The sequence below is a fragment of the Pontibacter vulgaris genome, assembly GCF_022758145.1.
In the GTDB taxonomy this organism is placed as follows: Bacteria; Bacteroidota; Bacteroidia; order Cytophagales; family Hymenobacteraceae; genus Pontibacter; species Pontibacter vulgaris.
In genome coordinates this window covers 116,075-128,307 of sequence record NZ_JAJVDH010000008.1, presented here as the reverse complement: position 1 = coordinate 128,307, position 12,233 = coordinate 116,075, and the positions used below count along the sequence as shown (strand labels likewise).

Annotated in this window: 6 protein-coding genes; 5 read left to right on the top strand and 1 reads right to left on the bottom strand. The window is 42.3% G+C overall.

Annotation, left to right across the window (positions count from 1 at the left end):
* Nucleotides 1-266: 266 nt before the first annotated feature.
* Nucleotides 267-500 (bottom strand): hypothetical protein, encoded by a 234-nt coding sequence (locus LWP20_RS17640; RefSeq protein ID WP_242929503.1) that lies wholly within the window; start codon nt 498-500, stop codon nt 267-269.
* Nucleotides 501-530: 30 nt separating this feature from the next.
* On the opposite strand from LWP20_RS17640, the gene LWP20_RS17635 reads away from it, so the two are divergent.
* The 5 genes from LWP20_RS17635 (at nt 531) to LWP20_RS17615 (ending at nt 11,541) form a co-directional block, all read left to right on the top strand.
* A complete protein-coding gene (locus tag LWP20_RS17635) occupies nt 531-3,755 on the top strand; it encodes a SusC/RagA family TonB-linked outer membrane protein (RefSeq protein ID WP_242929502.1) in 3,225 nt (1,074 codons plus the stop codon).
* Nucleotides 3,756-3,765: 10 nt separating this feature from the next.
* A complete protein-coding gene (locus tag LWP20_RS17630; RefSeq protein ID WP_242929501.1) occupies nt 3,766-5,226 on the top strand; it encodes a SusD/RagB family nutrient-binding outer membrane lipoprotein in 1,461 nt (486 codons plus the stop codon).
* A 792-nt stretch (nt 5,227-6,018) separates the two neighbouring features.
* Entirely contained in the window at nt 6,019-9,126 is a 3,108-nt protein-coding gene (locus LWP20_RS17625) for a SusC/RagA family TonB-linked outer membrane protein (RefSeq protein ID WP_242929500.1), read from the top strand.
* 33 nt (nt 9,127-9,159) lie between these two features.
* Nucleotides 9,160-10,647 carry a SusD/RagB family nutrient-binding outer membrane lipoprotein gene (locus LWP20_RS17620; protein ID WP_242929499.1) on the top strand — a complete coding sequence of 496 codons (1,488 nt, stop codon included), beginning with the start codon at nt 9,160-9,162 and terminating at the stop codon, nt 10,645-10,647.
* 27 nt (nt 10,648-10,674) lie between these two features.
* Nucleotides 10,675-11,541: a BT_3044 domain-containing protein gene (locus tag LWP20_RS17615; protein ID WP_242929498.1), complete on the top strand. Its 867-nt coding sequence runs from the start codon at nt 10,675-10,677 to the stop codon at nt 11,539-11,541.
* The last annotated feature ends 692 nt before the right edge of the window (nt 11,542-12,233 follow it).

Below are 12,233 nucleotides of genomic sequence, written 5' to 3'. Positions count from 1 at the left end.
CCTATACTACAGCATATTCTTAAGCCTGGGATTTAACATCTCAGGCTTTTTTATGCAAAATAGCCATGCAGTAGATTGTATAAATTCTGTATAGTATCAGGTTGTAGGTAAGCTATCAGGTACAGAATATGTATTTTGTGACTATTTATATGTTTGTTAGTAACTTAATAAGTGAACAATTACTTAAATATTAAGTATAACTATAGAATTGATTATATTTTAAATTGCTATAGCAATATTGAAACAGCTATAAGCCAATTCTGAAATCAAAACTCCACGTTAACAGGTTTTCTCGTCTGTAGCCTGTTTTCAATTGCCTCTATTCTGAACAGTTGCCGCCTGGCACTGGTGTTAATTCTCCTCTCTGAACGGCCCAATTGGTGCCGGCATACTTTTGCCTGCCGATGAACAGCGCGTATGGCGCTGGCGTTAACTGCGATTTCTCTGAACGGTCCAACTCTGAAAGACCGGGATTTGTGCTTGGCTATCTTCAGCCACAATTAAATACACTCGCTTTAATCGAACAGCAAATGAAAAGACTTCTAATACTTAGTTTCTTTCTGGTGTTTGCCCTGCTGCAACAAACTGTGGCCCAGGTCAGGGCAATTACCGGTAAGGTAACAGACGCAGCTACAAACCAACCTTTACCAGGAGTTTCTGTGCTGGTAAAAGGTACTACTACGGGTACTGCAACTGGTGCCGACGGATCATACTCCCTTAATGTACCTGAGGGAAGTAACACCCTGGAGTTCCGTTTTATCGGTTACCAGACAATTGAGCGCCCTATTGGCAACGCAACAACTATAAATGTGAGCCTCCCATTAGCTACAAAAGAGCTTGGTGAGGTTGTAGTTACTGCGTTAGGTATACAACGTACTAAAAATGAGTTGCCCTATGCTGCACAGTCAGTTCAGGGCGATGCAGTAACAACTACAAGAGAGGCAAACTTTGTAAATGCACTGTCAGGTAAAGTTTCCGGTGTAAACATACAGCGGAATAATACCTTAGGTGGCTCTACAAACGTGGTAATACGCGGTAGTAAATCTCTGTTTGGTAATAACCAAGCCTTGTTTGTAGTGGATGGCGTGCCCATTGATAACTCTAATACCAACACAGCCGACCAGACAACAGGCCGTGGGGGTTACGATTATGGTAATGCCGCCGCTGATATTAACCCCGATGACATTGAATCTATAAACGTGTTGAAAGGTGCCGCTGCAACAGCCCTTTATGGTACACGTGCTGCTAACGGTGCTATTATTATTACTACCAAAAAAGGAAGCAAGGAAAGACAAGGTATAGGTGTAACTATAAACTCAAGCGTTAACGTTGGCTTTATAGATAAATCTACTTTCACTGATTTTCAGGACCAGTATGGTGCCGGTTACGGAGCCTATTACGAAGACCCATCCGGTTTTTTCCTGTTCAGGGATATTGATGGCGATGGTGTGGAAGACCTGGTAGTGCCAACCAGCGAGGATGCCTCTTATGGCGCTAAGTATGATCCTAACCTGCTGGTATACCAATGGAACGCATTTGACCCATCTTCTCCATCCTTTGGCAAGAAAACACCTTGGGTAGCTGCAAAGAACGATCCTTCTGAGTTTTTTAAAGATGCCGTAGGTACTGCCAACAACATTACGCTGGATGGCGGCGGCGACAAGGGATACTTTAAACTGGGCTATACACGAAACAGCGACAAAGGAATTCTGCCTAACAGTAAGATACTTAAGAACTTCGTGAACTTTGCTGCTTCTTATGATATAACAGAAAAACTGAATGCCTCTGCTTCTGTTAACTATTCTGTAGTGGAAGGAAAAGGCAGGTATGGCACAGGCTACGATGATAAGAACGTAGCAACCAACTTCAGGCAATGGTGGCAAACCAACGTTGATGTTAAGGAGCTGGAAGATGCTTATGACAGAACAGGCAAAAACGTAACCTGGAACTGGGCCGACCCTGACGCCCTGGTACCTATTTACTGGGATAACCCTTACTGGACCCGTTATGAGAACTACCAGAACGATAACAGGGACAGATATTTCGGTAACGTAAGGCTTGATTATAAGCTAACCGATTGGCTGGACATTATGGGTAGGATCTCATTGGATACTTATAATGAACTCCAGGAAGAAAGATATGCCGTAGGTTCGCTATCTCCGTCTAAATACCAGCGCTTCAACCGCAAGTTTATGGAGCGTAACTATGACCTGATGGCTAATTTAAACAGAGACCTTTCTGAAGTATTTAACCTAAAAGCCACTATTGGTACAAACATCCGCAAAACAGAAACAGAATCTGTTTTTGCCGAAACCAACGGGGGGCTGGTTGTGCCAAGATTCTATGCGTTAACTAACTCGCTTAACCCGCTTGAGCCTCCTCTGGAGCAGGATACAGAGCTACAGGTAAACGGTTATTTTGCCAGCACAACCCTCGGATATAAAGACATGGCCTTTGTAGACCTGGCCTACCGCGTCGATCAGGCATCAACGTTGCCATCCGATAACAATACCTTTAGTTATGGATCTGTTTCCGGCAGCTTTGTATTTACAGAATTAATGGAGCCGCGTATGTGGCTTACAAATGGTAAAGTCAGGTTAAATTATGCTGAAGTTGGTCTTTTAGCGCCAGTGTATTATGTAAATGATATATACGCCAAACCAACTCCGTTCGGAACCATTCCTTTATTCTCTGTATCAGGCGATAAGAGAAATCCGGATCTGAAACCAGAGCGCACCAAGAGCTGGGAGGCCGGTCTGGAAATGTCGTTCCTGGATGGACGTACAGGCTTTGACTTTACATACTTTAAATCAAAATCTGTAGATCAGATTGTACCGGCCTCTGTATCACGCACAACAGGTTACAACAATAAGATTACAAACCTAGGCGAGATTGAGAACAGAGGCGTGGAACTGTCGCTGTATGGCACTCCTGTTAAAACCAACGATTTCTCCTGGACGATCAATGCCAACTGGACCAGGCTCAGAAATGAAGTGGTAGACCTGGGTGAGTTTGATAACTTCCAGCTCGGCGCCTTCCAGGGTGGTGTATCCATTAACGCAGCTGTCGGCGAGCCTTACGGTACCATCAGGGGCTCAAACTTTGTGTTCAATGATAATGGAGACCGCGTGGTGGATGAAGATGGTTATTACCTGATTTCGCCAACCTCGAACGAAGTTATTGGTAACGTGAATCCGGACTGGATTGCCGGTATATCAAATACAGTAAAGTATAAAGGTCTGTCCTTAGGCTTCCTGATCGATATGAAACACGGCGGCGATGTATTCTCGCTTGACCAGTACTATGGCCTGGCTACCGGCGTAAGCAAAGCCACTACATTTACCAACGACTTGGGCAACCCGGTTCGCAACCCGCTGGACGAAGGAGGTGGCGTTATACTTAAAGGTGTTAAAGAAGACGGAACCCCTAACGATGTAAGGGTTTCAGCTTCAGACTATGGCCTGTTTGGTTATGCCTATAACCCGGCGGCAGCCTTTGTATACGATGCCAGCTATGTTAAATTAAGGGAAGTAACGCTGGGGTTTGCATTACCTGATGCACTGATATCTAACATTGGGTTTATAAAAGGAATTGAGCTCTCAGCTTATGGCAGAAACCTCTGGATCATCCATAAAAATCTCCCTGATGCGGATCCGGAAGATGGTATAAGCTCCGGTAACCTGTCCGGCGGATACCAGGTGGGTAGCTACCCAACAACCAGGAATATTGGTATAAATGTTAAGGCAAGATTCTAATTACAGAGATATGAAAAAGCTAATTTCAGTTTTTATACTTGTGCTTTCGGTAGCTGCCTGTACGGACGATTTCGAGGAAATGAATACCGATCCGAAGAATGCAAGCGAAAATGTACCGGCGGCAACACTGTTTTCTAACGGGCAAAAAGCCCTGGCAGATGTGGTGTCGAGCTCCAACGTGAACCTGAATGTGTTCAGGTTACTCTCCCAGTACTGGACAGAAACCACCTATACTGATGAAAGCCGCTATGACCTGAGTACCCGCAATATTCCCCAGAACTTCTGGAACGTAATTTACAGAGATGTGCTGCGGGATTTAAGAGAGGCGAGAACTATAACGGCTGCCGACACAGAACTTGACGAGGTAACAAAGGCAAATCAGATTGCTCAGATCGAGATTACCGAAGTATATGCGTGGTCAATTTTAGTGAATGTGTATGGAGATATTCCTTACAACGAGGCATTGGATATTGAAAATGTGAACCCGGTATATGATGATGATGCAGCCATTTACAATGATCTGCTTACCAGGTTAGATAATGCTTTAACCTCTATGGATGCTACCGCTGAAGGCTTCGGAAGCGCTGACCTTATCTATGGTGGTGATATTACACAGTGGATAAAATTCGGTAATTCGCTGAAGCTAAGGCTCGGCATGACCATAGCAGATGTAGACCCTGGTAAAGCCAGAACAGCAGTTGAAGCAGCTGCTCCAAATGTTTTTGGATCCAATGACGACAATGCTACATTCCAGTATCTGGCAACTCCTCCAAACACCAATCCGATCTGGGTAGACCTGGTGCAGAGCGGCAGAAGGGACTATGTGGCAGCTAATACATTGGTAGATGTTATGGAAGCGTTGCAAGACCCGCGCCGCGATCCTTACTTTACCATGGTGGCTGTAGTTCCCGACGATCCTAACACGCCGGCAGATGAAACAGTTATGGGATTCAGGGGTGGCCTTTATGGCAGAAGCAACAGCTACAGCCGTTTCTCAAAACCTGATGAGACAATAACAGCCCCTACTTTCAGAGGCGTGCTGATGGATTACGCAGAAGTACAGTTTTACCTGGCTGAAGCCGCAGTAAGAGGGTTTGTTGTACCAAACACGGCTGTGCAATATTATAACAATGCCATACAGGCCTCTATGGAAGATTGGGGAGTAGGTGATGCCGCTGCGGCTTATCTTCTCCGGCCAGACGTGCAGTTTACTACTGGTAATGCTTTTGAAAGGATTGGTACCCAAAAATGGATTGCCTTATACAACAGAGGTATAGAAGGATGGACAGAATGGAGACGGTTGGACTACCCTAAATTGTTGCCTCCACCAAATGCTGTTCTGCCTGCCATTCCGGTTCGTTTCCCTTATCCTGTGCAGGAGCAAAACCTAAATACAGCCAGCTACAATGCTGCTGCAGGTGCTATTGGCGGCGATGTAACCACAACAAAAGTGTTCTGGGATGTTAAATAAACATTGTTGCAACATCAACATTGACAAGTAATTAGGTAGTAGTCTTCTTTAAAAGAAAAGGCCTCCGGTTTCCGGGGCCTTTTCTTTTTTTAGGCGTTTTGTGGATAAAAAAACAAAAGTTCGCCTGATACTTTTTTGTTTTATCAAGTGCTTTTATATCAGATAGTTAAGTTTTGTGTGGCGCGATTTTATATGAGGTTAATATCTTTTAATTGAAATAAAGTATACTTTAATGTTTGTGTTTGAAGAATAAAATATCTAAAATTGGTTTATATCTCACCTTAAACTAGTTTATAATGAAAAACGAATTCTACTTTAATAGTTGCTTCGTCTCCACTTCTTTACCAAAATCAACGCTTCTCTTAGGTGGCGTTTCAAGCATAATCACTTTTTAAATTAACTCCCTTCTGGCCAGAAGTCTTTTCTGGTAAAAGGAAGGTAACGGCATTACGGATCAGTGATGCACCTTTATAGTAATCAATAAAATATAATTGATAGTATTCAGGAATTGAGAAAAAAACCAACCATCGCAAAGTGCAGACTTTGTGGGTTGGATAAATCCGGTGATAAACGAAAGTGTTTGTTTAAACATAAATATCGCAAAGGCTTCCTGAATAATTTAAAGCTTAAATAGAATGTTTGTGTAGTCATTTAAAGAGAAGGAGGTGAACAAAGAGAAGTAGATTCTACACAATGAAAATTCGGATCATAATCTACAGACCATGATATTGACCAAGTGGTCCTGAAAAAAATTACCTTAATACACTTATACTAATTTTAAAAAACAGCTAAATGAAAAAAGTTTTAATGTTATGCTTTTTGCTGGTGTCGGCCCTGCTGCAGCAGGCCATGGCCCAGGTAAAAGCAATCACCGGTAAGGTGACTGACGCAACCACCAACCAACCGTTGCCAGGGGTAACAGTTTTGGTTAAAGGAACAACTGCGGGTACTGCAACAGGTGCAGATGGTTCTTACTCTATTAATGTGCCCGCAAATGGCAACACGTTAGTATTCCGTTTTATCGGTTATTTATCTACAGAGCGTGCCATTGGTAACGCTTCTACTGTTAACGTTGCTTTACCGCTTGATACAAAGCAGTTAAGCGAAGTTGTAGTAACAGCTCTTGGTATCGAAAGACAGAAAAAAGAGATTGGTTACGCAACAGCTACAGTAAGCCAGGAAGTGGTAACACGTGCAAACCCGGTTAACATTGCCAATGGTTTACAAGGTAAGGTTGCTGGTTTGAACATTACATCTACTAACAACGGTGTATTTGAGAACGTTAAGATCAACCTGCGTGGTATCCGCTCTATTACTGGTAATAACAACCCATTACTGGTTTTGGATGGCGTACCTGCAAACATTAACTACCTGTCTTCTATTAACCCGAACGACATTGAAAACGTGTCTGTTTTGAAGGGATCTTCTGCGGCTGCTATTTATGGCCCGGATGCTCGTAACGGTGTTATTATAGTTACAACTAAAAAAGGCTCAATTGATGAAAAACCAACTGTAACAGTTGGTCATTCAACACAATTACAGCAAATCTCTTTCTTCCCTAAGTTCCAGACTCAGTTTGGTAGCGGTGGTTACGGAGAGTATATCCCTTACGAAAACTGGTCTTGGGGCCCTGCTTTCGATGGTTCTGAAGTTGAAATAGGCCATGTATTGCCTGATGGTTCTGTACAGAAAGTAAAGTATAGCCCAACTAACGACAGAAAAGAATTCTTCAAAACTGGTATCACTACTCAAAACGACATCTCATTTGGTGCTAAAGATTTTTATATCAGCTTCCAGGATGCGATGATCAAAGGTATTGTACCGGATGATGAGAACCGCAGAACTGGTTTGAGATTAAACACAGGCCGTGAGTACGGTAAATTCAAAGTTGGTTTAAACACAAACTACATCCAGCAGAACTACAACGTATTTGATGATCTTGCAATGGAAGATTACCACATTGCAAACAACGTGGGTCTGAACGGTGGTTTGATGAACCTTATCTTCAACACACCTGCTCATATTCCGATCAACAATTACAAAGACTTCAAAAACGATCCTTTTGCAGAATATAACGGTTTCTTTAACGACTATGGTCTGAACCCTTACTTTGCAATTGACAACTGGCGTAAAGAAGGTAAGAGAGAAGATTTATTAACAAATCTTGATCTGAACTTCAAAGCTACAGACTGGTTAAACCTGACTTACAGAGCCGGTTTAACTAACCAGAATATTACTGAGAGAAGAACTTCTAAAGGCGAAATACCTACTCCTTATGGTATCGACAGAGGTTTCTCTTCTATCCCAGGCGCTGTTCAGGAAAGAGCTTATAAGTATTCACGCTTATCTTCTGAGGCATTTGCCAGCTTAAACAAAGAAATCAGCGAGAGCTTTAAAGTAACAGGTATTGTTGGTACATATGTGCGCCAGACTGATACCCGTGATACAAGAGTTGGTGCAGGTAGCCTTGTTGTTCCTGAGTTATTCAACATTGAAAACTTAACAGGTCAGTTAACTGGTTCTTCTCCGGGCACACGTTCAAGATTGTTCTCTACTTATGCAAGTGCTGGTTTAAGCTACAAAGGCTGGGCTAACGTGGAAATAACAGGTCGTAACGACTGGACTTCTGTACTGGCAATAGGTAACCACTCTTTCTTCTACCCAGGTGTTAACGCATCGTTGGTATTATCTGATGCAATCAGTGGCTTAGCTAACAGCAATGTATTATCTTACCTGAAACTGAGAGGTTCTTGGAGCAAAACCGGTAACGCTGAAATTAGCCCTTATTTGCTTGCTGCTACTTTCAGCCAGGCTAATGGTTTCCCTTACGGTGGCTTGCCAGGTTATACAGCTGGAAATACTACTTATGATAAGAACCTGGAGCCTGAATTCATTGAAAGTAAGGAATTTGGTTTCGAGTCTGGTTTCATGGGTGGTAAAATTAACTTAGAAGCTACTTACTACCAGCAAAATAACGATAACCAGATCATCCCGATCAGTGTTTCATCTGCAACTGGTTATACACAAAATAACATCAACGCGGCATCTTTCATCAACCAGGGTGTTGAAATGGACCTGCGTTTAACTCCACTTGTAAACCTTGGTGGTGTAAAACTTGATTTCAGAGCTAACGCTACTTACAGCGACAGCGAAATTAAGAGCATCTATTCTGGTCTTGATGAGTTATTTATCGGTGGTTTTGCTGCTGCAGGTAACTTTGCAATTGTTGGCCAGCCGGCTTTCGTTATCAAAGCTACAGACTACCTGAGAGATCCTCAGGGCCGTGTTATAGTTGATGCTGTAACAGGTTACCCAAGTGCAGATCCTAACCTGAAGACATTTGGCCGTACATTGCCAAAATGGATCGTAGGTCTTAACCCATCTGCCAGCTGGAAAGGCTTTAACCTTTCTGCTTTAGCTGAATACAAAGGTGGCCACTATGCTTACAATGACATAGGAAGTGCAATGGCATGGACTGGTGTATCTGCTGCTTCAGCACGTAACAACCGTGAGAAATTTGTATTCCCTAACTCTTCTATCTTAGGTCCTGATGGTACTTATGTTGAGAACACTAACGTAACAGTTAGCAACGTGAATGACTTCTACACTGGTGTATTCAGAAGCGTACGTTCTAACTTCATTACAAGTGCATCTCACTGGAGATTGCGTGAAGTAGCCTTGAGCTATGAACTTCCTACTTCATTCCTTTCAAGACAGAATGTTGTTAAAGGCGCTACAGTAGCACTTACAGGAAGAAACCTTGTATTATGGTTGCCTGAGTCTAACGAATTCCAGGATCCGGACTTTAACTTCTCACAGGGTAACGCTGCAGGTATAACTACTTCTCAGATCAACCCTCCAACGCGCACTTTCGGTGCTAACGTTACTCTGAGATTCTAAGAATTTAGACATTAATTATTTTAAATTACGAAAATGAAGAAAATCATATATCCTGCTTTAGCCCTGGTGATGCTGTTTTCAGCAGGTTGCGAAAAGGAATTTTTTGATATAAACGAGAACCCGAATGCTCCTACAGAGCAGTCTATCACGTCTCAGTTACTTTTGCCAAGATCGCTGCATGCAACTGCTGCAAGAATGGCTACATCTTACGACTATTCAGCGCATTGGATGGGTTACTGGGCACGTTCTGGTACTTACGGACCAAGCACTGAGCAGGAGTCTTACAACATTACACAGGCTTACCAGCAGGATGAGTGGTCAGGCTGGTACGACATCCTGTTTGATGTTAACCTGATGGAGAAAAAGGCTGAAGCTAGCGGCCAGACATATTATGCAGGTGCTGCCAAAGTTCTGAAGTCAATAGGCTTTATGTACCTGGTAGACCAGTATGGTAACGTTCCTTACACAAAGGCATTTGATATCACAAATAACATTTTGCCTGCTTACGACAAAGGAGATGCTATCTATGCTGACCTACTTGTTCAGCTAGATGAGGCTGCAAAATTATTTGCAGAAGCAGAAGTTACTCCGGAGATCGAGACAGCTGATATCTTGTTCCACGGTGATGCAACTATGTGGAGAAAGCTTATTAACACGCAGCGTCTGAAGTTGCTTCTTCGTCAGTCGCAGGTTAATGCAAACCCTACAGCAGAATTGGCAAAGATCAATGCTGATGGAAGTGGTTTCTTAATGGCCGGCGAAACTGCAGAAGTACAGCCAGGTTATGCTATTGTTGATGGCCAGCAGAACCCGTTCTATGACACTTACAAAAAGTCATTTTCAGGTGCCCTGGATCAGTATAACAGAGCTAACAACTATGTGCTTAAGAAAATGCAGAATAGCAACGATATCCGCTATCAGTATTTCTTCAGCAAGGCTGCTACACCACTTAATAATAACACTTACTATGGTTATAACTTTGGTGAGGTAATTCCTAACAGCGACCCTAAGGCTGCTAACTCATCTGACGTAGCTGGTCCTGGTCTTGCTAAAAGCGCTACTCAGCCACAGTGGTTATTCACTTCTGTAGAGAGTTTGTTCCTGCAGGCAGAAGCAACTCAAAGAGGTTGGATTGCCGGTGATGCTAAAGCAGCATTTGAAGCAGCAGTAGAAGAGTCATTCGTTTGGTTAGATGTTGAAGACGCTGAAGCTGAAGCTGCTGACTACCTGGCTCAGGAAAATGCGTTGGTTAATTATGACGCAGCTTCTGACAAAATCAGATTTATCGTAATGCAGAAATACCTTGCACTTGTTGGTGTAAACAATTTCGAAGCATGGGTAGACTACAGAAGACTTGGTGTTCCAACTGATCTTCCATTATCTCTTGCGCCAAGCAGAGGCACTAATGGTATACCAAAGCGCTTGCTTTACCCACAAAGCGAGTATAGCTACAACGCTGCTAACGTTGCAGCCGAAGGTTCAATCAGTGCTCAGACATCAACTGTATTCTGGGATAAATAATTAATTTATAGTATTTAAAAAACGAAAATGAAGACGTTCACTAAATTATATGCCCTGGCATTTTTAGCAATCGGGCTTACGTCTTGCTTAGACGATAAGGAGATTGAAGATCAGAAGTACGGAATGATTAATCTTGATGCGAAACAGATTATCGAAATTCCTGCTCGCTCTAAGGCTGTATCTCTTGATATTAAAGATGCAACCGTTACGCTTGACTTTGTAACTATCCACTTAGCTGCTAACGAAGTAGCGAAGGAAGATATCAAGGTAACTTTGAGCATCGATAAGACTCAGGCAATGGTAAGCAAGTATAACACTGATAATAAGGCAACTGTTGCCGTATTACCATCAAACTTATACTCTTTCCCGGAAGGCCTTACAGTTACAATCCCTAAAGGTAGCAGAGATGGTGTGCTTAAATTAGCAACCAACTCCAGCAAGCTTGATGCTTCTAACCCTTATGGTATTGCTTTCAATATTGTAAGTGTAGATAAGCCTGGTTATACTATCAGCGGTAACTACAATGGTCTGTTAGCAAGGATAGCAGTTAAGAATGCTTACCATGCTAAGTATGCCGCTACAGGTTTCTTCACACACCCAGTTGCTTCTGCATCAAGAGAAATTCACCATGATAAAGATATGACTACTGTAAACGGTAACACATCTAGAGTAGAGCTTGGTGACCTTGGAGGCGCTGGTTACTTTATGTACGTGCGTGTAAATGCTGATAACTCAGTAGACGTATTAGCAGATCCAACTGCAGTTGCTGGTGCTCAGGATGTATTTGAAACAGGTGAAAACTCTTATGACCCTGCTACAAAAACGTTCACGCTGAACTACGCTTATAACGTAGCTGCGCCACGTAAAATCTCTGAAAAACTTGTGCGTAAATAGCATTAAGCTTTCGAAGTTAGACTTCAAGTATATTAAATGAAGCAAATGCATAAACTGGGAAACTAGTTTTTTACTTTCTTCAACTTATAAAGGCCCCTGGAAACCAGGGGCCTTTTATTTTGTGAACCATACCTGAGAGGCCGCAGCTGACTGTTAGTTGCGGCCTTTTATACTTTAAGGTATGTAGCAAAGTATAAAATCGATGTTTTAACATTATATATAAATAAGAAAATTTTTGAATATTTCTTTGCGCGTGAATAAAAATAATCTTATAATTAGGTATCTGTAAGAGGTATCATCAAGTGATAATCGGTTAACAGATACTTTCTTTGATCTGCTACAGCTGGAATTTTATAGTTTGGATAATTCATGAATGTATAGTTTCCAGGTAAAGCTGAAATGAATTATCTGCCGGAATAAGCTTTGCAGGCAGAGAATAATATGAAAACCTGGCTTTGGATTTTCAAAGAAACAAGAGGGTAGGTTAAGGAGGGACGGAATAATTTTTATTGCATTTTAATAGAGGCGAGCACTTTACCAAATGTCTAGGTTGGCTCATAAGGATGGTTTAGCGCTTTATAGTTTATACTATAATAAAAGCAGGTAACCGGTAGGCGTTTGGTTAAACAAAGGGATCAGGAAAATGACCGAAGTATAACTCCTGCTTACAACTGAAGTGATTACTAATTATA

Excerpts from the sequence above, each read along its gene's own strand:
- LWP20_RS17615 (WP_242929498.1), top strand. The coding sequence starts at position 10,675 with ATGAAGACGTTCACTAAATTATATGCCCTGGCATTTTTAGCAATCGGG.
- LWP20_RS17620 (WP_242929499.1), top strand. The coding sequence starts at position 9,160 with ATGAAGAAAATCATATATCCTGCTTTAGCCCTGGTGATGCTGTTTTCA.
- LWP20_RS17635 (WP_242929502.1), top strand. The coding sequence starts at position 531 with ATGAAAAGACTTCTAATACTTAGTTTCTTTCTGGTGTTTGCCCTGCTG.
- LWP20_RS17630 (WP_242929501.1), top strand. The coding sequence starts at position 3,766 with ATGAAAAAGCTAATTTCAGTTTTTATACTTGTGCTTTCGGTAGCTGCC.
- LWP20_RS17625 (WP_242929500.1), top strand. The coding sequence starts at position 6,019 with ATGAAAAAAGTTTTAATGTTATGCTTTTTGCTGGTGTCGGCCCTGCTG.